We start from the raw sequence: 22,524 nt of genomic DNA, 5'->3' as shown, positions 1-22,524 counted from the left end.
CCGGCTACCCGTCGTCGCCTTGGTGAGCTTCTACCTCACCAACAAGCTGATAGGCCGCGGGCTCATCCTTCACCGCCGGAGCTTTCAACCCCCACCCATGCGGGCAGGAGTGTTATCCGGTATTAGACCCCGTTTCCAGGGCTTGTCCCAGAGTGAAGGGCAGATTGCCCACGTGTTACTCACCCGTTCGCCACTAATCCACCCCGAAGGGCTTCATCGTTCGACTTGCATGTGTTAAGCACGCCGCCAGCGTTCGTCCTGAGCCAGGATCAAACTCTCCGTGAATGTATTCCCGTAATCGGGATGACACCACGAGAGCGGAACAGTCGGGCGGAATAAGCCCGGCTGTTCACAGCGTCCTCGCTGTGCGCCTGCCGGAACAATGCCCGGCAGGACTTTTTCAAAGGAACCTCATCTTCGGCCGTGACGGCCGGAGACAGGGTATCAACATATCTGGCGTTGATTTTTGGCACGCTGTTGAGTTCTCAAGGAACGGACGCTTCCTTCGTACTCACCCGAGAGACTCTCTCGCGGCTTTCCTCCGGGCGCTTCCCTTCGTGTTTCCAACCTTACCAGATCCGTTTTCCGTTCCGTTTCCGGTCGGAATTCATTTCCGGTGGCCAGTTGGGGGGCCTTTGCCTATTCGATTGCCTAGTGGCTTTCTTTCGGCGAGTCCGACTTTATCAGAAGTTTTTGACCGGCCTGACCGGCCACTCGTTCCTGATTTATCGGGAAGTGCCTCTCCGGAACCGAATTCCAGGAAGCTGACAGATGCTAAACCGCCGCCACCGAACTTGTCCAGTTCCAGGCAACTGTTCAAATCTACCTCCCCACACGTCCCGTGTCAACGGTTTTTGTGGGGCGAAGAGGAGAGTAGCAGCTCAGTCGGCGTGCCTGCACATCAGGCGGCGGTCGGTACGGAGGCGCTGCGTTCGGCTTCCTCGACGTCGCCCGTCTCGCCGGCCCGCGCCGCACGACCGCCCAAGATGTAGACGTACGCGAGGAACAGCAGCTCGGCGGCTATGCCGATGCCGATGCGGGCCCAGGTCGGGAGGCCGGACGGGGTGACGAAGCCTTCGATGGCGCCCGAGACGAAGAGGACCAGGGCCAGGCCTATCGCCATGCCCAGGGCGGCTCGGCCCTCCTCGGCGAGGGCGGATCGGCGGCTGCGGGGACCCGGGTCGATGACGGTCCACCCGAGGCGTAGTCCCGTACCGGCCGCTACGAAGACGGCGGTCAGTTCCAGGAGGCCGTGCGGGAGGATCAGGCCGAGGAAGGTGTCGAGGCGGCCGGCCGAGGACATCAGGCCGATGCCGACGCCCACGTTGAGCATGTTCTGGAAGAGGATCCAGACGACCGGCAGGCAGAGGAAGGCGCCGAGTACCAGGCACATCGCGGCGGCCTGGGCGTTGTTCGTCCATACCTGGGCCGCGAAGGACGTCGCCGGATGGCTTGAGTAGTAGGTCTCGTACTCGCCGCCGGGGCGTGTGAGCTCCCGCAGTTCGCTCGGGGCCGCGATCGAGGACTGGACCTCCGGGTGGGTGCCGATCCACCACCCCAGGACGATGGCGACGGCCGTGGAGAGCAGCGCGGTGGGGACCCACCAGTGGCGTGAGCGGTAGACCGCGGCGGGGAAACCGTGCGTAAGGAAGCGGGTGACATCGCGCCAGGACGCGCGGCGGGTGCCTGCCACGGCACTACGCGCGCGTGCCACCAGTTGACTGAGGCGGCCGGTCAGCTGGGGGTCCGGGGCGCTCGACTGGATCAGGGAGAGGTGGGTCGCCGTGCGCTGGTAGAGGGCGACGAGTTCGTCGGCCTCCGCGCCGGTGAGGCGCCTTTGGCGTCCGAGGAGTGCGTCGAGCCGGTCCCATTCGGCTCGATGGGCGGACACGAAGACGTCGAGGTCCATCGGGTTGGCTGCTCCTCGGCTGCTCGTCGTGTGGTCAGCTTGTCGCACTGCGGCGCGATGTGCCCTCAGCTTGGCAGACTGGCTGTCCTCGGGGCAGTTCGGGGAAGGACGGCGGGCGTGAGTGAGCTTGTGACGGGCGAGGCGGTGGCGCTGGAGTTGCGCCCCGCGAAGCTGCCGAGCCGGGTGCTGGCCGTGGTGCTCGACCTGGCGGTGGCGGTGGCCGCCTATGTCGCGGTGACCATTGCTCTGGTGGCGTCCACGTCCGCGCTCGACGAGGCGGCTCAGATGGCGGTGTCGATCGCCGCGTTCATTCTTCTGCTGGTGGGCGGTCCGATCGCCGTGGAGACGCTCAGTCATGGGCGGTCGCTGGGGAAGCTGGCGTGCGGGCTGCGGGTGGTGCGGGACGACGGCGGGCCGATCCGGTTCCGGCACGCGCTGGTGCGTGGGGCGGTCGGCGTGGTCGAGATCCTGATGACGTTCGGGGTCGTGGCGTGCATCGCGTCTCTGGTGTCCGCACGGGGGCGGCGGCTCGGTGATGTGTTCGCGGGGACTCTGGTCGTACGGGAACGGATTCCCGCCGGGCGTACGGCCTTCGTGCCTCCGCCGCCGCCTTGGCTGGCGGGGCGGTTCTCCGGCCTTGATCTGTCCGGGGTTCCTGATGCGCTGTGGCTGGCTGTGCGGCAGTACCTGACTCGGATGCAGCAGCTGGATCCGCAGGTCGGCTGGGCGATGGCCGAGCGGCTCGCGGCCGATGTCGCGGAACGCACCGGGGCACCGGCGCCGCAGGGGGTGCCGCCTGCGGCGTATCTGGCGGCCGTGATGCAGGAGCGGCAGGCTCGGGAGGCCCGGCGGGCGTTCAGTGGCGGGGGCGCTGTCGGTGGTCCTGCCGCAGGCGGGGCGATGGCAGGCGCGCCAGGAACACCAGGTACGCCAGGTACGAGCGGGCCCGTGATGCCGTACGGGATGGCGCCTTCGCCGGAATCAGCCCGCCCCTCCCATCCGTACCCACCGGCTTCGCCGCCCGTCGGCTACTCGGCTCCCGCGCCGACGCCAACACCGACGCCCGCACCGAGAGCGGCACCGCAGGACGCCGGCGCCGAGCGTCCCGCCACCGGCTTCGCCCCGCCCGCGTAGCCTCCGGGCTCCCGGGCTCCCCCCGGCACCTTCTTCAGGCGAACACCGACGGCGGGGATTCCAGGTCCTCCAGCTCGATGCCGGGCGCGGAGAGGATGACGTCGCCGGAGAGGTGCACGGCGTGCTGCTCGCCGGTGTCCAGGGCTGTGACCTGGTATTCCTCCACGGTCAGGGGGCCGTTGTCAGTGGCGTGTGTTTCTCTCGTGATCAGGGCCCAGGACTGGTCGAGGGTGCGCGGGGCGAGGACCGGATCCGTGAAGGCGACGAGGCGTACACGCGTGGCGGAGGCATCGGGGGTGAGGCGCAACAGACGTGCGGTGGCGATGAGGAACGCGGGGGATGTGCCGGTGAAGGCGTGGGCGCGGACATTGCCTTCGGTGGCGTGAACTCCCGTGGGGTCGGTGCGGACCCAGGTGACGCCGTCGAGGGCGGCGCCGCGGACCTGCCAGCCCGAGGCGTGCAGTTCGAGACGGATGGGGCGGCCGAGGTCGTCGAGGGCGAGGTCGACGGAACCGGCCGGGTCGCCGGAGGGGGTGGTCAGTTGGGAGACGTAGCGCCAGCCGGAGGGGCCGGGCGCGCAGTGGAAGTGTTCTTCGGCAAGGGGGGTGTGGTCGTGCGGATCATGGAGCGAATATCGGCCGCGGGGCATGGTGGCTCGGGTCCTCGTAGGGGGCAGGCCCCCGCCGGTGACGACGGGGGCCTGCTGACAACCGTTGGCTGAGCGCCGGGCTCGGCTGCTCAGTAGCGGTAGTGGTCCGACTTGTACGGGCCCTCGACCTCGACACCGATGTACGAGGCCTGCTCGGGGCGGAGCGTCGTGAGCTTCACGCCGAGCGCGTCGAGGTGGAGGCGGGCGACCTTCTCGTCGAGGTGCTTGGGCAGCACGTAGACGTCGGTCGGGTACTCCTCGGGCTTGGTGAACAGCTCGATCTGGGCCAGGGTCTGGTCCGCGAACGAGTTGGACATCACGAACGACGGGTGGCCGGTCGCGTTGCCCAGGTTCAGCAGGCGGCCCTCGGAGAGGACGATGATCACCTTGCCGTCGGGGAACTTCCAGGTGTGGACCTGCGGCTTGACCTCGTCCTTGACGATGCCCGGGATCTTCGCGAGGCCGGCCATGTCGATCTCGTTGTCGAAGTGGCCGATGTTGCCCACGATCGCCTGGTGCTTCATCTTGGCCATGTCCGAGGCCATGATGATGTCCTTGTTGCCGGTCGTGGTGATGAAGATGTCGGCCTTGTCGACGACCTCGTCGAGCGTCGTGACCTGGTAGCCGTCCATCGCCGCCTGCAGCGCGCAGATCGGGTCGATCTCGGTGACGATCACGCGGGCGCCCTGACCGCGCAGGGACTCCGCGCAGCCCTTGCCCACGTCGCCGTAGCCGAGGACGACCGCGGTCTTGCCGCCGATGAGGACGTCGGTGGCGCGGTTGATGCCGTCGATCAGGGAGTGGCGGCAGCCGTACTTGTTGTCGAACTTCGACTTGGTGACGGCGTCGTTCACGTTGATCGCCGGGAACAGGAGGGTGCCGTCGCGGTGCATCTCGTACAGGCGGTGGACGCCGGTGGTGGTTTCCTCGGTCACGCCGCGGATCTCCGAGGCGACCTGGGTCCACTTCTGCGAGCCGTTGGAGATCGTCCGGGTCAGGAGCCCCAGGACGACGCGGTGCTCGTCGGACTCGGCGGTGTCGAGGGACGGGACCTTGCCGGCCTTCTCGTACTCGACGCCCTTGTGGACGAGCATGGTGGCGTCACCGCCGTCGTCCAGGATCATGTTCGGGCCGCCGGTGGGGGTGTTCGGCCAGGTCAGCGCCTGCTCCGTGCACCACCAGTACTCCTCCAGCGTCTCGCCCTTCCAGGCGAAGACCGGGATGCCCTGGGGGTTGTCGGGCGTGCCGTTCGGGCCCACGGCGATGGCGGCGGCCGCGTGGTCCTGGGTGGAGAAGATGTTGCAGGACACCCAACGGACCTCGGCGCCCAGGGCGACCAGGGTCTCGATCAGGACGGCGGTCTGCACGGTCATGTGCAGCGAGCCCATGATGCGGGCGCCGGCCAGCGGCTGGGCGTCGGCGAACTCCCTGCGGATCGACATGAGGCCGGGCATCTCGTGCTCGGCGAGGGTGATCTCCTTGCGACCGAAGTCGGCCAGGGAAAGGTCGGCGACCTTGAAGTCCTGTCGGTTGTCGACAGTGGTCATACGAGCTGCTCCTCGGGTTGGGCGAGGTCGGTTGGGCTGGTCTGCGCGGCGGCGGGGCGGGACGTGCGTCCACGGGGCACACGAATGCCCGGTGCCTTGCGCAGCGCAGTCCGTCGGAGGCCCTCTCTCCCTCGGTCGGCCCGTACGGGGCCGCCCGACCGCCATCAGCAGCGACGTCTGGCTCGGTTACGAATCTACACCGATCGGCTCAGCGGGCCCCAGTCCGCCTCCGGACAGAAAGAAGCGGAGTCCGCGCGTCCGCCGGGCCGGGCCCAGGGGCCAACAAGCCCGGACAATCCGGGACTTTTGAACTTTTGGTCCTGTGCAGGGGTCTGTTGCAGGATGCCGGGGATCGGGACCATGTGCGCCAGCTCGCGGATCGCGATCCCCCACAACAAAGGCGTTAGGAGATCGACGTGACCAGTCCGGCCGGCCTTCCCCCCACGGGCGGCGGCAGTGACGCGCGGCAGCGGTTGAAGCTGCTCGCGGTGACCGCCTGCCCGACCGGCATTGCCCACACCTACATGGCGGCCGAGAAGCTCTCGCAGGCGGCGGAGCAGCTCGGCGTCGACATCAAGGTGGAGACCCAGGGCTCGATCGGGGCCGAAAACGTACTCACTGACAACGATGTCAGAACCGCGGACGGCGTGATCATCGCCGCGGACAAGGATGTGGACCTGAGCCGGTTCGCCGGGAAGCGGGTGGTGACAGTCGGTGTCGCCGAGGGAATCCACCACCCCGAGCGGCTGATCGAGCAGGTGCGGACCGCGCCCGTGCACGGCGGGGGTGGGGGCGGGGCCAGTACGTCCTCAGCCGCCGGCAGCGGCAGTGGCGGCGGCAGGGAGCGGAGCGTCGGGTACAAGGCGCTGATGAACGGCGTCAGCTACATGATCCCGTTCGTCGTGGTCGGCGGGCTGCTGATCGCGATCTCGCTGTCGCTCGGCGGGCACACCGATCCGTCCGGTGGCCTGGTCATCCCGAAGGGCTCCTTCTGGATGGACGTCAACAACATCGGCGTCATCGGGTTCCAGCTGATGGTGCCGATCCTGTCCGGCTATATCGCGTACGCGATCGGGGACCGGCCGGCGCTGGTGCCGGGCATGGTCGGCGGGTGGATCGCCAACACCGGTTCGCTGTACGACTCCGAGGCGGGCGCGGGCTTCATCGGGGCGATCGTGACCGGGTTCCTCGCCGGCTATCTGGTGCTGTGGATCAAGAAGGTCCAGGTTCCGAAGTTCGTCCGGCCGATCATGCCGATCATCGTGATCCCGATCGTGGCGACGACGGCTCTCGGGCTGTTCTTCATCTACGTGATCGGCGAGCCCATCTCCTGGGTCTTCGAGCATCTGACGGACTGGCTCGGCGGGTTGACCGGGACCAGCACGGTGCTGCTCGGCGCGATCCTGGGGCTGATGATCGCGTTCGACATGGGCGGGCCGGTCAACAAGACGGCGTTCCTTTTCGGTGCGGGGCTCATCGCGACCGGCAACCAGGAGGTCATGGGCATGTGCGCCGCCGCGATCCCGGTGATGCCGCTCGGGCAGGGGCTCGCCACGCTGATCCGGAAGCGGCTCTACACCGAGCAGGAGCGTGAGACGGGTCTCGCCTCGCTGTTCATGGGGTTGTTCGGGATATCCGAGGGCGCCATTCCGTTCGCCGCCGCACGGCCGGCGCAGGTCATCCCCGCCAACATGCTCGGTGGTGCGGTGGCCGGAGCGCTCGCGGGCCTTGCCGGGGTCGAGGACGCGGTGCCGCACGGCGGGCCGATCGTGGCGGTGCTGGGCGCCGTCAGCGGCGTACCGATGTTCTTCGTGGCCGTGGTGATCGGGACCGTGGTGACGGCCCTGACGACGGTCGCGCTCATCGATGTCGGTGAGCGCAGGCGGAGGGGCCGGCCGATGGTCGACGGTCTCGCACCGCAGCCCGAACTCGCCCTCGCGGGCGCGGGCGCCAGCAGCGATGTCCTCGGCGCCGGCGGCGGAACGGCCACCGCGCACGCTCCCGCACAGCGGACGGAATCGGTTCCCGCATCCGCCGGCTCGGCGGCCGACGCCTCTCCCGACGCATCCGCGGATGGGCCCGCCGGTGCCCCGGACTCGGACTCGGCCCCGGACTCGGACTCGGACTCGGACTCGGACGACGAAGTTCTCTCCGGATATCTCACGGCGCAGACCGTCAAGGTTCGGCTCGGTTCCGGTGACAAGGAGTCCGCGATCCGGGAGATGGCCGGGCTGCTGGCCGCGACCGGGAAGGTCACGGACGTCGAGGAGTTGGTGGCGGCGGCGCTGCGGCGCGAGGAGCAGGGTACGACCGGGCTCGGCGAGGAGATCGCCATCCCACATGCCAAGACCGATGCGGTGACGGCGCCCGTCGTCGGGTTCGCGCGGTCGGCGGAGGGTGTCGAGTGGGGTTCGCTCGACGGTACGAAGGCGAAGCTGGTCTTCATGATCTCCGTGCCGGAGGCCGCCGCCGGGGACGAGCATCTGCGGATTCTGGCGCTGCTGTCCCGGAAGTTGATGGACACCGGGTTCCGGGAGCGGCTGATGACGGCTGCCGACGAGGCGGCGGTGCTCGACGTGCTGCGCGAGATCCGGTAGCCGCTCGGATCCCGTCCGGGGCCTCGCACCTCTCGGAGGCGCGAGGCCCCTGCCGTTCACCGGGACGCCCTACTCTCCGCACGCGCGGAAGTGCCGCGAGGGGAGGGGAACGGGGATGCGCAAGGGACGCGGACTGGCGCTCACGGCCTGGGTGTTGGGGCCGTTGGGGCTCGTGTTGTTGATCGGCTCCGTGCTGTATGTGCGGTCGGCCTATACGGGGGTCACGGTGGTGAGTTCGAGCATGTCGCCCACGTACACCGCCGGGGAGCGGCTGGTCGTGGAGTTGGTGGACGGGGACCAGGTGCGCCGGGGTGATGTCGTTCTCGTCGACTCGGCCCGCCCGGACGTCGACGGACCCGTGCTCCAGCGGGTCGTGGGCGTCGGCGGCGACCGGGTGGCGTGCTGCGAGGGCAGTGGCACGGAGGAGCGGGTGACGCTCAACGGGCGGCCGCTCAAGGAGTCGTACGTGCGGGACGGCGTCGCCGACGGCATCGGGCGGCCGTACGACCTGAAGGTGCCCGAGGGGCAGTTGTTCCTGCTCGGCGACCACCGGGTGGACTCGCTGGACTCCCGGTTCTACGGAAGCGGCGACACGGCGGGCGCGGTGTCGGCCGGGGCCGTGCGGGGGCGGGTGGTGGACGGCCTGGGCGGTGCTCTGTTCGCGCTGCTGGCCGCGGCGCTCGGGCTGGTGCTCGCACTGGTCGGGCTCGGCTGTGGGATCGCGGCCAGGGTCGTACGACGCCGGTCGGTGCCTCCGGCGCCGCCCTGGCCCGTGCACCCGTAGGTGGCGCGGCACGGACGTACAGGCGCCTGTACGCGGAAGGGCCCGCCGAATCGTTCGGCGGGCCCGGTCTCGTACGAGGAAGGCACACGAGGAAGAGGGCGCCCCCTTCCTCGTACGGGATCCTCGTACGGGAAGTCAGTGGTCGGCGGTGGGTACCGGGCCTCCCGGGGCGGCCTCGGTGTCCGGGCCCTTTGCGGCCTCGGTCTCGCTGTAGATGTCGGGTTCGAGGTAGATGACGCGGGCGATCGGGACGGCCTCGCGGATGCGGGACTCGGCGGCGTCGATGGCGGCGGCGACCTCGGTGGCCGTTTCGTCGTGCCGGACGGCGATCTTGGCGGCGACGAGCAGTTCCTCGGGGCCGAGGTGGAGCGTGCGCATGTGGATGATGGCGGGGACCGTGTCGCCGTCGACGATGGCGGCCTCGATCTTCCTGACGTCCTCCACGCCCGCGGCCTCGCCCAGGAGCAGCGACTTGGTCTCGGCGGCCAGGACGATCGCGATGGCGATCAGCAGGATGCCGATGCAGAGGGTGCCGATGCCGTCCCAGACGCCGTCGCCCGTGCCCAGGGCCAGGCCCACGCCGATGAGCGCGAGGATCAGACCGACGAGGGCGCCCAGGTCCTCAAGGAGCACGACCGGGAGCTCGGGGGCCTTGGCGTGGCGCACGAACTCCTTCCAGGACTGCTTGCCGCGGATGGTGTTGGACTCCTTGATGGCCGTCCGGAAGGAGAAGGTCTCGGCGATGATCGCGAAGACGAGGACGCCCACCGGCCAGTACCAGTGGGTGATCTCGTGCGGGTGCTTGATCTTCTCGTAGCCCTCGTAGATCGCGAACATGCCGCCGACCGAGAAGAGGACGATCGAGACGAGGAAGGCGTAGATGTACCGCTCGCGGCCGTAGCCAAAGGGGTGCTGCGGGGTCGCCTCGCGCTGGGCCTTCTTGCCGCCGAGGAGCAGCAGGCCCTGGTTCCCCGAGTCGGCCAGCGAGTGCACGGACTCGGCGAGCATCGACGACGAACCACTGAAGAGGAACGCCACGAACTTCGCTACCGCGATCGCGAGGTTCGCGGCGAGTGCCGCCACGATCGCTTTGGTGCCGCCTGACGCGCTCATGTGTTCCCGATGTCCCTTCGTCTGCCATCCCGGCCGGCCGTCTGCCCGCTCGGCTGCCGTCCCGGGCTTTGCCCGCCCTTTGCGGTGGGCCATTGTTGCAGCCCGGGCCGACATCGGTACGCCGGGTCGCCACAGTGACCGTTTCAGGCCATGGGGAGGGTCACTCCATGGGGAGGGCCGCCAGGGCTCAGGCGATGACGGTGGCCCGGAAGACCGTGCCCTCGCCGGACACCTCCGCCCTTTCGCCCGCGGGTACGAATACGGACCGGCCGGGGCCGAGCGCGTGCTCGCCCGCCTGTACGGAACCCGCGGTGCACAGCAGGATCTGCGGGGTGCCGAGGGTGAGGTCGTGGACCGGGGCGCCCGCCACGAGGGCGTAACGGGAGAGGCGGAACTCGTCGATGGGGGTCTCGTAGACCTCCTCGCCGTCGGGGGACGCCTCGGGGCGCAGTACGCCCGGGTCGCTCGCCTCGAAGCGGACGATCCGCAGGAGTTCGGGGACGTCGACGTGCTTGGGGGTGAGGCCGCAGCGCAGGACGTTGTCGGAGTTGGCCATGATCTCGACGCCGAGGCCGTTCAGATACGCGTGCGGCACGCCGGCGCCGAGGAACAGCGCCTCGCCGGGCTGCAGTCGGACGTGGTTGAGCAGCATGGCGGCGATGACGCCCGGGTCGCCCGGGTAGTGGTGCGCCAGCTCGGCGTACGGGGCGTGGGCGCCGCCGAGGCGGGCGCAGGCCGCGGCCGTCTCGGTGACCGTGGCGGCCATCTGCTCGCGGTCCGCGGACAGCACGGCCGTCAGCACCTCGCGCAGCGCGGCCTCTTCGGGGTGGGCGTGCAGCAGATCGACGTACGGCTTGAGGGAGTCGACCTCAAGAGCCGCGAGCAGGTCGGCGGCCTCCGCCGGGGCCCGGAATCCGCACAGGCCGTCGAACTCGGTGAGCGCGCAGATCAGTTCGGGCTTGTGGTTGGCGTCCTTGTAGTTGCGGTGCGGGGCGTCGATCGGGACGCCCCGGCGCTCCTCGTCCTCGTACCCCTCCTTGGCCTGGGCGAGGTCGGGGTGGACTTGGAGGGAGAGGGGGGCGCCCGCAGCGAGGAGCTTGAGGAGGAACGGCAGGCGCGGGCCGAACTTGGCGACGGCCGCCCGGCCGAGCTCCTTCTCGGGAGCCTTGTCGATCACCTCGGTGAGCGGGCCGCGGAGGGTGCGCGAGGGGGCGCCGGGGTGGGCGCCCATCCACATCTCGGCCTGCGGCTCGCCGGTCGGCTCGGCGCCCAGGAGGCGCGGGATGGCCGTGGTGGAGCCCCAGGCGTAGGGGCGGATCGTGTTGTCGAGGCGGTCCATGCTCTGTTTTCTTCTCCGTACGTACGCTGCTCAGCGGGCGCTGGTCACCAGGCGTGGCTCAAGGTCAGGCTCCCGAGGCGAGCGCCAGGTAAACGGCGGCGAAATCCGTGATGGCGATCAGCTCGGCGAGGGTCTCCAGGTCGCCGCCGTCCTCCGGTTCGAGTTCGCTGATCGGTGTGTCGTGGCTGAGGGCCAGTTCACGGGCGGCGGGGGCGGCGCTGAGGCCGCCGGTCGGGCGGTCGCGGAGGAGGACCACGCGCGCGTGCATGACCTGTGCCTCCTCGACGCGGTCGCGGAAGAAGTCGTCCGGGTCCGCGCCGGCGGCCAGCGCGCCCGAGAGCAGGACGCTGTGCGCGTCGAGCGCCTCGGGCAGCTCGGCGGCGAGTGCGGGGCGGCCCGCCAGCTCGGCCAGCGCGCCGACGAAACGGCGGCCGGCCGGACCCGCGGACGTGCCCTCGGTCCAGATCACCGGGAGCGCCTCGGCCAGCTCGGCCGCGAGGGTCTTGGCGGGGTTGCTGTACGTCGCGATCGCCGGACCGCAGCGCTCCGCGATCTGGTCGAGCCGGTCGGCGACCTTCTGCAGGGCCTCGGGCGGCGCGGTGACCAGACCGGTGCGGTCGAGGAGCGCGAGCAGCGGCGTGAGCAGCGCCCAGAGCACTCCGGGGGCGGACGCGGCGGAGGGCGCCCCCGGCTCGTACGGGGCGGTCGCCATCTGTACGAAGAGGCCGTGGGCGCCGTCCACCGCCTCGGTCAGCGGGGAGCGGGCCGGGGCCACGGCGGCGACCGTGCAGCCGCGGCGGTAGGCCTGCTCGACCAGGAGCGAGAGGCCGGGCTCGCTGCCGTCCGGGGTGGCGATCAGCAGCAGGTCGACGGGGCCCGCCCAGCCGGGCAGCTCCCAGCGGAGTGCGCCCGCGGCCGGGGCCACGCCGGTGGGGGCCAGGCGGATGACGGGGGAGCCCGCCCCGGCCAGGGTGCCGAGCAGGTCCGCGGCGCTGATCGCGGCGGCGCCGGGGCCCGCGATCAGGACGGCGCGCGGGCGGCCGTCCGGCTTGAGATCGGGGATGCCCGCCTCGGCCGCGTGCCGGGCCGCCGTGCGGACTCGGGCGCCCGCTTCGGCGGCGCCGCGGAGCAGGCCGCGGCGGTCGGCCTCCGCGAGGGCCTCGGGGGCGTCGAGCAGCGATTCGTCGAGCATGGGCGGCAGCCTCCGGTCGCCGGTTCTTCCTTGGGGCTCGGCCTTGCGGGTCGCCTGGGCGGCGGGCCCTGTGCGGGTCGCCTGGGCGGCTGGCCTTATGCGGGGCGGCGGGCCTCGTCCACGAGGAGGACCGGGATGTCGTCCCGGACGGGGTAGGCCAGGCCGCAGTCCTGGCCGGTGCAGATCAGCTCGGTTTCCTGCTCCTTGAGCGGGGCGTGGCACGCCGGGCAGGCGAGGATCTCCAGGAGGCCGGCTTCGAGCGGCATGTCGGGTCCCTTCGGGGGCGGGGTCGTGCGGGTGATGTGGCCTGGTCAGGGTACCGCTGTGGGTGGGTGGGCGTCGGAGGAGTTCGCCCCCGCCGCCCTTACCCTTCCCGTCTCCTGGGGGCTGCGCCCCCAGACCCCCGCTGATCGGCCTGAACGGCCTCGTCCTCAAACGCCGGACGGGCTGAAGATGTCGGCCCGGGCCGACACGGCTTCAGCCTCTGATGATCGCCAGTGCCTCGTCCCGGACCTTCGCCATCGTCGGCTCGTCGCGTGCCTCCGCGTTGAGGCGGAGGAGGGGTTCCGTGTTGGACGGGCGGACGTTGAACCACCAGTCGGTGGCGGAGACGGTGAGGCCGTCGAGTTCGTCGAGGGTGATGCCCTCGCGGCCCTGGTAGGCGGCCTTGATGGCGGCGAGGCGGCCGGCCTGGTCGTCGACCGTGGAGTTGATCTCGCCGGAGCCGGCGTAGCGGTCGTACTGGGCGACGAGGGCGGAGAGCGTGCCTTCCTGGCCGCCGAGGGCGGCGAGGACGTGGAGGGCGGCGAGCATGCCCGTGTCCGCGTTCCAGAAGTCCTTGAAGTAGTAGTGCGCGGAGTGCTCGCCGCCGAAGATCGCGCCGGACGTGGCCATCTCGGCCTTGATGAAGGAATGGCCCACGCGCGTGCGTACCGGCGTGCCGCCGTTCTCCCGGACGACCTCCGGGACCGACCAGGACGTGATCAGGTTGTGGATGACCGTGCCCTTGCCGCCGTTCCTGGCCAGCTCGCGGGCGGCGACCAGGGCCGTGATCGCGGACGGGGAGACGGGCTCGCCGCGCTCGTCGACGACGAAGCAGCGGTCGGCGTCGCCGTCGAATGCGATGCCGAGGTCGGCGTCCTCCTCGCGGACGCGCTTCTGGAGGTCGACGATGTTCGCCGGGTCCAGCGGGTTCGCCTCGTGGTTCGGGAACGTGCCGTCCAGCTCGAAGTACATCGGGACGAGGGTCAGGGGCAGCCCGGCGAAGACGGTCGGGACGGTGTGTCCGCCCATGCCGTTGCCCGCGTCGACCACGACCTTCAGGGGGCGGATGGCGGTCAGGTCGACGAGGCCGCGCAGATGCGCCGCGTAGTCCTCCAGGGTGTCCCGCCGGGTGATCGTGCCCGGTGTCGCGTCCGACGTCGGTGCTCCGGAGTCGATCCAGGACTCGACGAGTTCGCGGATCTCCGAGAGGCCGGTGTCCTGGCCGACCGGGGCGGCGCCCGGGCGGCACATCTTGATGCCGTTGTACTGCGCCGGGTTGTGCGAGGCCGTGAACATCGCGCCCGCGAGGCCGAACGCCCCCGACGCGTAGTACAGCTGGTCCGTCGAGCACAGCCCGATCTCGGTCACGTCGACGCCGCGCGCCGCGGCACCGCGCGCGAAGGCCCGCGACAGACCGGGGGACGAGGGGCGCATGTCGTGCCCGGTCACGATCGCGTCGGCGCCCGTGACCTGCACGAAGGCCGCGCCGAACAGCTCGGCCAGCGTCTCGTCCCACTGGTCCGGGACCACCCCGCGTACGTCGTACGCCTTAACGAGCTGCGACAGATCAGCGGTCACGGCCAACCTTCCTTGAGTCCTCAACGGTGGCCCCAAACTACCCGTACGAACTGACACTCGGCCGTCCGGGACCCGGGAGGGCACATACGGACATCGCGCACGGACCTCGCACGGACTTCGCAAGGCCTTACGGAAGCATCCATTCCAGGACGGGCGAGCTCTGCCCGACGACGATCAGGCACATGACCAGCAGGAGTCCGAGGCTCCATGGGAGCACCTTGCGCAGCAGGTCTCCCTCGCGGCCGGCGAGGCCGACCGCCGCGCAGGCGATGGTGAGGTTCTGCGGCGAGATCATCTTGCCGAGGACACCTCCGGAGCTGTTGGCGGCCGCGAGGAGCTCCGGGGAGAGTCCCGACTCGCGGGCCGCGGTCACCTGAAGGGCGCCGAAGAGCGCGTTGGCGGAGGTGTCCGATCCGGAGACCGCCACGCCGAACCAGCCCAGGACCGGCGACAGGAAGGCGAGTCCCGCGCCCGCCGCCGCCACGAAGTGGCCGATCGTGGCCGCCTGTCCGGAGAGGTTCATGACGTAGGCGAGCGCCAGGACGGACGTCACGGTGAGGATCGCGAACCTCAACTCGTGGACGGTGGCGGCCCATTCCCTGACCGCCACGCGCGCGTGCACCCCGAGTACGACGGCCGTGCACACCCCGGCGAGCAGCACGAGCGTGCCGCCGGTGGACACGATGGGCCAGGTGAAGACGTTGCCGCCGACGGGGTCGCCGTCCGCGTTCGCGACGTTCAGGAACGGCCAGTCGAAGGTGCGGGTCGCCTTCGCCAACTGGTCCTTCACCACCGGGATCTGGGCGATGGAGAAGATCACGACGATCAGCGCGTACGGCGAGTAGGCCCGCAGCACCTCGGGGCGCGGGTCCTCCTCGTCCAGGTCCTCGCTGCGTACGCCCGTCAGGACCGCGGCCCGTACGGGCTCGGCGGCGGGCTTGCGTGCCTGGGGCACCGCCATCAGGGCGCCCGCGCCGGCCAGCGCGGCCCCGATGTCGGCGAGTTGGGCGGAGACGTAGTTGGAGGCGGCGAACTGGGCCACGGCGAAGGCGAATCCGCACGCCATGGCCGGAATCCAGGTCTCGCGCAGACCGCGTCGCCCGTCCACCAGGAAGACGAGCACCAGGGGCACCACCAGGGCGAGCAGCGGAGTCTGCCGGCCCACCACGGAGGCGACGGAATCCAGTGGCAGGCCCGTGACTTGAGCCAGTGTCACGACCGGGGTGCCCATCGCCCCGAAGGCGACCGGCGCGGTGTTGGCGACCAGTGCGACCACCGCGGCGCGGACGGGATCGAAGCCGAGCGCGACCAGCATGACCGAGCAGATCGCGACGGGCGCGCCGAAGCCCGCGAGGGCCTCCAGGAGCGCGCCGAAGCAGAACGCGACGACGAGCGCCTGGATGCGCGGGTCGTCGGAGAGTCGCCCGAACGAGCGGCGCAGGATGTCGAAGTGCCGGGTGTGGACGGTCATCCGGTACACCCAGAGGGCGTTGACGACGATCCACAGGATGGGGAAGAGGCCGAACACGGCTCCCTGGGCGGCGCTGGAGAGCGTCTGGCCGAGGGGCATGCCGTACGCGAGCCAGGCGACCAGGGCCGCGGCCGCGAGGCCGATGAGGCCCGCCAGGTGCGCCTTCATCCGGACGCCGCCGAGCAGGACGAGGACGATGACGAGGGGCAGGGTCGCGACGAGTGCGGACAGGCCGAGCGAGTCGGCCACGGGCTCGAGTTCCTGGATGTACACGGAGCCTCCCCGGATTCCGCGATGCGGAAAGCGATTTCTCACGGGCGGGGGAATGGTCGTGTCCGCGACAAGCTCACGTCAATGGTCGTGCGTCACCGAGTGAAACGTGCACCGAATATGCACGAGGTGAAGTCCCGTTCGCGGGAAGGGGGTTCAGGAGTCCGGCGAACGATCAGGAGTCCGGCGAGCGCAGCACCCGGAGGTGGCCCCGACGGGCGACCTCCATCGGGTCCGCGCCGCGGGCGTTGCCGCCGCCCGCCTGCGCGGCGCGCTCCTGCGGACGGGCCGCCTCGCGCACGGCGTTGGCGAGCGCCTCCAGGTCGTCACCGCTGGGGCGGGAGGGAGCGGAGGCGTCGGCGAGCCGCACGACTTCCCAGCCACGCGGGGCGGTGAGGCGCTCGGAGTGCTCGGCGCACAGGTCGTAACAGTGGGGTTCGGCGTAGGTGGCGAGCGGGCCGAGGACCGCGGTCGAGTCGGCGTAGACGTACGTCAGCGTCGCGACGGCGGGACGGCCGCAAGCGGTGCGCGAACAGCGACGTACAGGGCTCACGACGTTGGACGGTACCGCACTCTTGAGCGGGCCGCGACGACTCCCCCCGGGGTCACTCCACCGTGTCGTGGTGTGACTCCTGACACAGGTGGTTCCTGGCGCGCCTTGTTGACCTGCGGGTACGGGTGTTGGCGAAATTTCGGACGGGTCCAGGAGTGATCCCGAGTTGGTGCGAAAGCTGTCAATTGCCGTTATTTCTGTGGTCCTAGAGGCATATGGAAACGAGCCCAACCTTGGCTGGAATGGTCATCAAGTGGCGTACGCGGTTGGTGAGTCGCTGCCGGTTGTGGGCGCTGGTCGCGCCGTGGGGCGGGAGCCGTGGGACGCCCCGGAGCCGCTCCCCCGCGGGGGTGAGCGTCGGTGGACACGTGCAGGCGGGGGAAGGGTCTGGGGACTACTCTTCGTCAGTGATGGACAACCCCGTACCGCCCCGTACCGCCGAGCCCAGGCCCCGTCGTCGTGATCGACACGGGCGCGGGATGCGTGGCCCCGTGGCGCCGCCGCAGGTACCCCTCTCGGCGCCTCGGGCCGAGGTGTTCGCGGATCTGGTGCAGGACTCCGTGGAGCGGCTGGAGCGGCGCTGGCCGCAGCTCGCCGACATCGAGTTCCTGGTGCTGGAGGTGCCTCGGCTCGACCCGGCCCGCGACGAGGGCTGGGCCGACGAGACGGTCCCCCTGGGCGGCACGATCCCGGCGCGCGAGGGCCGGCCCTCCCGTGTCGTCGTCTACCGCCGCCCGGTCGAGATCCGCACCAAGGGGCGCGACGAGCGGGCCGCACTCGTGCACGAGGTCGTGGTGGAACAGGTCGCCGAGCTGCTGGGACTGACTCCGGAGACGGTTGATCCCCGGTACGGGGAGGACTGACCGCACTCCCGGAGGCGTGCGGCGTCCTACATCCGCAGCACGGCGTCCTACATCCGCAGCACGGCGTCCTACTTCTGCAGCACCGAGAGGTCCTGCGCCGCGTCCGGTACCTCCACCGTTCCCCGGTCGTCCGGCATGGTCTGCACCGTGAACATCGGTACGCCGCCACTGGCCTCTTCGAGCATGCGCGCCGCGTAGACGGGACCACCGGACTGCGGCTCGACCGTGAGGGCGTAGGTGCCCTTGAGGCCGCTGGGGACGGGCAGCTCGACGTTCTGGGTGGTGCCGCCCCTGATCGTGTACGTCTTCTCCGCGGCCGTGCCGCCGCCGCTGCCCGCGGAGGCCGTGACCTTGACCTTCGCGGCGCGGCCGGGGGCCACCAGGGAGAGCGTGGAGCCCTTGGAACGGTTGTCGGCGGCCGTCGCGCGCGTGTCCACCGGGCCGGTCGCCGGGATGAACGCCGTCTCCTGCTTGTCGCCCTTGCCGCGGACGACCTTGAGGGCCGCGACGACCGGGGTGGGCCCTCCGGTCGGCGTCAGCATCAGGGATCCCGCCTCGCCGCGCGTGACGTCACCGAGGTCGATGGCGGCGGTCATGCCGGCCTTGATGTGCAGCGTCTCGTTTCCGGCGGGGGTGATCGGCCCGTTCGGAGAGGCGAGCCGCACCTTCAGGTCGGCGTCGGCGTCACCGGGCGCGAAGGCGACCAGCCGTACGGATGTGGCGTCCTTCGGGATGCCCGGCAGGACGAGGCTGCCCGCGGGGTCGGTGGAGGGGCCCAGCCAGTCGCCGCCGAGCTTGTCGTCGACGGCCTGGACGGCGGCGGCGACCCGGCCGCTGCGGACCGTGACGTGCACGGTGAGGTTGGTCTGCGGCTCGTCGATGAGCGTGGACAGCAGCACCGCCTCGCTGGAGCGCGGCGGGATCTGGATGCCCTCCCCCACCGTCGACTTGAGGGCGCCGTCCTTGCCGTACAGCTCGATGTCGGCGACCGCGGCGGAGTCGTCCGGGTTGGTCAGGTGCGCGTAGTCCGTGCGCTCCTTGGCGGTGCTGGCGCCCGGGAACCAGAACTCCGTGTCCGGAGCGGTGCAGTTGGTGCCGAGCAGGCCGCGGCCGCTGCCCGCCGGGATCTCCGTCGTCTGCTGGACGGTCCAGCCGGGCGCGAACCTGCCCTCGGCGGTGCCGACGAGCGCGGGCGACTCGGCGCCGGAGGCCTCGCCGGTGACCGGCTTGCCGGGCTCCTTCGGCGTCAGGACCGCCTTCTCCTCGCCGTCCTTGCCGTCGTCCTTCTTGTCGTCCTTGGACGCGTCGGTCTTGCCGTCCGCCGACTCCTCGCCCGCCGCCGTGAGTTCGGCCGCGCCGTCGTCACCGGTGCCCTCGGCGACTGGGGTGAAGGACGTGTACGCCGTCTCCGCGAGGTCCGAGGTGCTGGGAGCCGGGCAGAGCAGGCTGGTGCGCTCCACGGGCAGCTGGGCCGCCGCCTTCGCCGTGGCCGTGCCCGCGGTTTCCGGTTCGGACATCGAGGCGAATCCGGTGACGGCGGCGAGCGCGGCCACGCCGGCGATCAGGGACACGGTGGTGCGGTTCACTGCTGGCTCCCGTCGGGGCGCTCACTGTCGGTGCCGTGGGGCGGCTGCGGGTGCTGGTCCGGGTCGTACGCCGGGTCGTAGCCCTGGGAGTACGTCTGCGTCGGGTCGTACGCCGCGTTCCCCGTGCCGTAGGACGCGTACGGGTCGTACTGGCCCGTCTGGTACTGGTCCGCCTGGTACTGCTGCTGGTCGTAGGTGCCCGCCGGGTACTGCGGGGCGCCCTGGTACTGCTGCTCGCCGCCGTAGGTGCCGTACTCGGCGCCCGCGTACGTCGTCGTGTCCCATTCTCCGTAGGTCTGCTGCTGCGGGACCTGGGCGGGAACAGGAGCCTCCTCCGGAGGAGGAGGCGTGGACGGCGGGGCGTCGGGGGTGAACTCGTCGGGCCGGTCCGCCTGTTCGGCCTCCGCCTGGGCGCGCAGCCTGCGGGCCCTGCGGCCCTCGCCGGAGACGGCCTGGGCGGGGACGACGGGCTCCTCGGGGAGGTCGTCGTCGACCTCACGGCGGCGGCCGGGCAGGGCGAGCACCACGAGGACGACGGCGAGCGCGCCCTGCGCCCACAGCCAGCCGGTGTGGCTCATCGGGGCCTCGAACGTGACGTCCAGCCGGCCCGCGGTGGCGGGCAGCTCGAAGCCCTGCGCCCAGCCGTCGACCGTGGTCCTGGTGAGCGGCTTGCCGTCGAGGGTGGCCGTCCAGCCCTCGTCGGCGGTGTCGGCCAGGCGCAGGACGCGGCCGTCGGCACCGGCGGGGATCTTGGTGTGCAGTTCGACGGGACCGGCGGCGATGGGCTGCGGGTCGCCGGAGCCGGGGACGATGGCCGCGCGCGCGACCTGCCGGTCGACGCGCCACAGGGCGCTGCCGTCCTGCTGGCTCAGCCGGCTCAGGCCGGGGGTGGCGTCCAGGACGCGGCTGACCTCGCGGGGCGCGCCGCCGCGCACGAGGACGTACCGCACGGCGAAGCCGCCGAGCTGGTCGGCCTGGTCGGCGCCGGAGCCCGCCACGAGGTTCGCGACGACCTTGTCGAGCGGCTTGTTCTCGCCGTCCGCCGCGGCCAGTTCGGCGTCGCCGAGGCGGGCGCCGGAGCCCCGGACGAGCATGTAGCCGACCTCGGCCGGCGAGGCGCTGTCCAGGACGAGGGTGCGGGCCTGGTCGCGGGTGCCGCTCTCCTCGGCGACGAACGCGGGCACCTGGACGGGATCGCGGCGCTCCAGGGGGCCGTCCGCGCCGCGGATCATCCACCCGGCGGCGACGAGCAGGGGTCCGGCGGCCGCGGCGAACGCGATGAGCACGGCGAGCGGCTGGCGCCAGCCGAAGCTCTGCTCGGCCACGCGCGAGCGCGCGCCGTCGGCACCGAGCGCGGCGGCGGCGAGGAAGGCGAGCCCGTAGACGAGGGTGGCCGGTCCGGCCCAGGTGGAGCTGTTGGACAGGACGGCGAAAACGAGCGCCACGAGGCCGGCCGCCCAGGCGGTCCAGATTCCCAACTGACGCTCTGTACGCACCAGCGCGGCCACGGCGGCGCACACGATGCCGATGAGCATCAGCCCGCTGACGGTCCCGGGGCCGCCCGGGCTGCCGCCCAGCAGGTCGAGCGCGGAGGCCGCCCCCGGCCCGTACTCCATCCCGGCCTCCTGGAAGAAGCCGAACGGCAGCAGCGTCAGCGACCAGGGGGCGAGGACGAGCAGCGGGGTGCCGAGCTGCGCCAGGAAGCGCGGCCCGTAGGCGGTGATCTCGCCGCGGCGCACCACCAGCAGGGCGAGGCCCAGCACGAGCGCGATGGGCCACACGATCGGCGTGAAGGCGGTGGCGAGGGTCAGCAGCAGCGCGTACGCCCAGGTGGCGCGCCAGCTGCCGCGGGCCGTCTCCGAGGCCAGGCCACTGGCCGCGATGCCCGCGCGCGCGATGAGGGGCAGCAGGACGGCGAGCACGGCCGTGCCGATGCGGCCGCCCGCGAGCGCGCCGGTGGTGGCGGGCAGGAAGGCGTACGCCACGGACGCCCAGGCGCGCAGCACGCGTGACTGGACGAGCGGACGGGAGGCGAAGTAGGCGGTGAAGCCGGCCAGCGGCACCGAGCCGACCAGCAGCACGGTGACGGCGAACCCGGTGGAGCCGAACAGCAGGCTCGCGAGCATCGCGACGAGTGCGAGATACGGCGGCGCGGACTGGGTGCCGCCGGCGCCGACCGGATGCCAGGCGTCCAGATAGCGCGACCACAGCTCGGAGGAGTCGGCCGGGGCGGGCAGCAGCGCGCCGCCCGAGAGCGCGCCGCCGCCGAGGAGCTCACGGCAGGCGACGAGCGAGATGAGGAGGAGCGCCACGAAGAGCATCGGTCCCGGCTTGCGGGCGACGCGCTTGAGGCGGGCGAACTGCTCGACCTCCAGGAAGTCGGCGTCGTCACCGCCGGGCCCGGACTCCACGGCGCTGCCGTGCCGTCCTGCCGCGTTCAGCTCCGGGTCGGAGCTGCCCGTGAGGTTGCCCGCGGCCTGTTCGATCGTGGCCCGCACGGTCGCGCCGGGCGGCGGGAACAGCGGGCGCAGCTCGCCCTTGTCGACCTGGGGGCGGCCGCGCCTGCGCCGGCCCGCGAGGATGCGCTCCGGGCGCAGCAGCGTCCCCAGGAGGCCGCGGATCTCGTCGACCGCCTGTCCGGGGACCTTGCCGACGAGGTACGCGACCGTGCGCAGCAGTGTGCCGATGACGAGCCGTACGAGGATCCAGGGGAGCGCCGCGCTGCGGCTGTTGACGAGGAGGGTGTAGACCGCGCCGGCCTTGTCGACCTTGTGCGGGGAGGCGGAGGTGCGGCCCACGCAGTCGACGGTGCGCCGCTCGCGGGAGGACGCCTCGGCGTGCCGCACGACCGCTTCCGGGGCGACGAGGACGCGGTGGCCCGCGGCCTGGGCGCGCCAGCACAGGTCGATGTCGTCGCGCATCAGGGGCAGCCGGCGGTCGAAGCCGCCGAGTTCCTCGAAGACGTCGCGGCGGATCAGCATGCCGGCGGTGGACACGGCGAGCACGGGCCTGACGTGGTCGTGCTGGCCCTGGTCCTGTTCACGCCGGTCGAGGCCGGTCCAGCGACGGCCGCTGTGGGCGATGGTGACGCCGACTTCCAGGAGCTGTCTGCGGTCGTACCAGCCACGCAGCTTGGGGCCGATGATCGCGACTTCCTTGCCGAGCTCCCGTTCGTTCTCCACGACCCGCAGCAGCTGGGCCAGGGCGTCGGCCTCGGGGGCGCAGTCGTCGTGCAGGAGCCACAGCCACTGCTCGGGCTCGCCGTGGGGCAGCTCCGGCATGTCGTACGCGTCGTCGCGCCAGGTGCGGGTGACCGGGTCCCAGCCGCTGGGGCGCTTGAGGTACGGCAGGTCGTCCGGGGTCAGCACGCCGGCCGTGCGGGCGGCCTCCTCGACGGCCTGGCCGAAGCCGGTGCGCCGGGCGAGGTGCAGCACCCGGTCGGCGCCGAGGGCGTCGGTGACCAGCCGGGCGGAGTCGTCCGCGCTGCCGGTGTCGGCCGCCACGGCGTTCTGTACGGGGCGTTCCTGACCGAGCAGCCCGGCGAGGGCGTCGGGCAGCCAGCGGGCACCGTCGTGCGAGACGAGCACTGCGGTGACCACGTGCCGTGGGAACTCGGGCGTGGCAGTGTCGTACTGACCTGCCGAATGGCTGTGCACGGACATCGAGGTACGGGCC

General features: G+C 71.3%; 16 protein-coding genes and 1 rRNA gene. 4 read left to right on the top strand and 13 right to left on the bottom strand.

What is annotated here, in order from left to right; all coding sequences use genetic code 11:
• Together ACZ5VQ_RS22570 and ACZ5VQ_RS22565 are read right to left on the bottom strand one after the other, a co-directional pair.
• A 16S ribosomal RNA gene (locus tag ACZ5VQ_RS22570) occupies positions 1 to 285 on the bottom strand; the annotation flags it as partial.
• Between the two features lie 616 nt (positions 286 to 901).
• A complete protein-coding gene (locus ACZ5VQ_RS22565; protein ID WP_469106426.1) occupies positions 902 to 1,909 on the bottom strand; it encodes a stage II sporulation protein M in 1,008 nt (335 codons plus the stop codon).
• Between the two features lie 117 nt (positions 1,910 to 2,026).
• Between ACZ5VQ_RS22565 and ACZ5VQ_RS22560 the strand changes: the two genes are divergently transcribed.
• Entirely contained in the window at positions 2,027 to 3,043 is a 1,017-nt protein-coding gene (locus ACZ5VQ_RS22560) for an RDD family protein (RefSeq protein WP_469106425.1), read from the top strand.
• 34 nt (positions 3,044 to 3,077) lie between these two features.
• On the opposite strand, the gene ACZ5VQ_RS22555 is transcribed toward ACZ5VQ_RS22560, so the two are convergent.
• Positions 3,078 to 3,692, bottom strand: coding sequence for a hypothetical protein (locus tag ACZ5VQ_RS22555; RefSeq protein WP_362087640.1), 615 nt, complete (start codon positions 3,690 to 3,692; stop codon positions 3,078 to 3,080).
• A gap of 89 nt (positions 3,693 to 3,781) precedes the next feature.
• Positions 3,782 to 5,239, bottom strand: coding sequence for an adenosylhomocysteinase (gene ahcY, locus ACZ5VQ_RS22550; protein ID WP_469106424.1), 1,458 nt, complete (start codon positions 5,237 to 5,239; stop codon positions 3,782 to 3,784).
• A gap of 416 nt (positions 5,240 to 5,655) precedes the next feature.
• On the opposite strand from ahcY, the gene ACZ5VQ_RS22545 reads away from it, so the two are divergent.
• Both ACZ5VQ_RS22545 and lepB read left to right on the top strand, forming a co-directional pair.
• The gene (locus ACZ5VQ_RS22545) at positions 5,656 to 7,836 is read left to right on the top strand and encodes a fructose-specific PTS transporter subunit EIIC (protein ID WP_469106423.1); all 2,181 of its coding nucleotides are present in this window, start codon (positions 5,656 to 5,658) and stop codon (positions 7,834 to 7,836) included.
• 115 nt (positions 7,837 to 7,951) lie between these two features.
• A complete protein-coding gene (lepB, locus tag ACZ5VQ_RS22540) occupies positions 7,952 to 8,620 on the top strand; it encodes a signal peptidase I (protein WP_469106422.1) in 669 nt (222 codons plus the stop codon).
• A 135-nt stretch (positions 8,621 to 8,755) separates the two neighbouring features.
• On the opposite strand, the gene ACZ5VQ_RS22535 is transcribed toward lepB, so the two are convergent.
• The 7 genes from ACZ5VQ_RS22535 to ACZ5VQ_RS22505 form a co-directional block, all read right to left on the bottom strand.
• Complete coding sequence (locus ACZ5VQ_RS22535) at positions 8,756 to 9,733, bottom strand: cation diffusion facilitator family transporter (protein ID WP_469106421.1); 978 nt, start codon at positions 9,731 to 9,733, stop codon at positions 8,756 to 8,758.
• 187 nt (positions 9,734 to 9,920) lie between these two features.
• Positions 9,921 to 11,072, bottom strand: coding sequence for a mannose-6-phosphate isomerase, class I (gene manA / locus ACZ5VQ_RS22530; protein ID WP_469106420.1), 1,152 nt, complete (start codon positions 11,070 to 11,072; stop codon positions 9,921 to 9,923).
• A 64-nt stretch (positions 11,073 to 11,136) separates the two neighbouring features.
• Positions 11,137 to 12,264 carry an SIS domain-containing protein gene (locus ACZ5VQ_RS22525; protein WP_469106419.1) on the bottom strand — a complete coding sequence of 376 codons (1,128 nt, stop codon included), beginning with the start codon at positions 12,262 to 12,264 and terminating at the stop codon, positions 11,137 to 11,139.
• Between the two features lie 95 nt (positions 12,265 to 12,359).
• Entirely contained in the window at positions 12,360 to 12,530 is a 171-nt protein-coding gene (locus tag ACZ5VQ_RS22520) for a Trm112 family protein (protein WP_079053628.1), read from the bottom strand.
• A 211-nt stretch (positions 12,531 to 12,741) separates the two neighbouring features.
• Positions 12,742 to 14,106: a phosphomannomutase/phosphoglucomutase gene (locus ACZ5VQ_RS22515; protein WP_469106418.1), complete on the bottom strand. Its 1,365-nt coding sequence runs from the start codon at positions 14,104 to 14,106 to the stop codon at positions 12,742 to 12,744.
• A gap of 127 nt (positions 14,107 to 14,233) precedes the next feature.
• Positions 14,234 to 15,850 carry an L-lactate permease gene (locus ACZ5VQ_RS22510; RefSeq protein ID WP_469106417.1) on the bottom strand — a complete coding sequence of 539 codons (1,617 nt, stop codon included), beginning with the start codon at positions 15,848 to 15,850 and terminating at the stop codon, positions 14,234 to 14,236.
• Between the two features lie 172 nt (positions 15,851 to 16,022).
• Positions 16,023 to 16,400, bottom strand: a complete 378-nt coding sequence (locus ACZ5VQ_RS22505) for a DUF3499 domain-containing protein (RefSeq protein WP_266501235.1) — start codon at positions 16,398 to 16,400, stop codon at positions 16,023 to 16,025.
• A 410-nt stretch (positions 16,401 to 16,810) separates the two neighbouring features.
• On the opposite strand from ACZ5VQ_RS22505, the gene ACZ5VQ_RS22500 reads away from it, so the two are divergent.
• Entirely contained in the window at positions 16,811 to 17,263 is a 453-nt protein-coding gene (locus ACZ5VQ_RS22500) for a metallopeptidase family protein (protein ID WP_469106440.1), read from the top strand.
• Between the two features lie 68 nt (positions 17,264 to 17,331).
• On the opposite strand, the gene ACZ5VQ_RS22495 is transcribed toward ACZ5VQ_RS22500, so the two are convergent.
• Together ACZ5VQ_RS22495 and ACZ5VQ_RS22490 are read right to left on the bottom strand one after the other, a co-directional pair.
• Positions 17,332 to 18,849, bottom strand: coding sequence for a DUF5719 family protein (locus ACZ5VQ_RS22495; RefSeq protein WP_469106416.1), 1,518 nt, complete (start codon positions 18,847 to 18,849; stop codon positions 17,332 to 17,334).
• On the bottom strand, positions 18,846 to 22,511 hold the full coding sequence (locus ACZ5VQ_RS22490) for a glycosyltransferase family 2 protein (protein ID WP_469106415.1): 3,666 nt from the start codon (positions 22,509 to 22,511) through the stop codon (positions 18,846 to 18,848). Before ACZ5VQ_RS22490 ends, ACZ5VQ_RS22495 begins: the two co-directional genes overlap by 4 nt.
• Between the last annotated feature and the right edge of the window lie 13 nt (positions 22,512 to 22,524).

This window comes from Streptomyces sp. NPDC033178 (genome assembly GCF_055577685.1).
The sequence above is the reverse complement of the archived record's forward strand: the minus strand, read 5'-3'. Positions and strand labels throughout refer to the sequence as shown.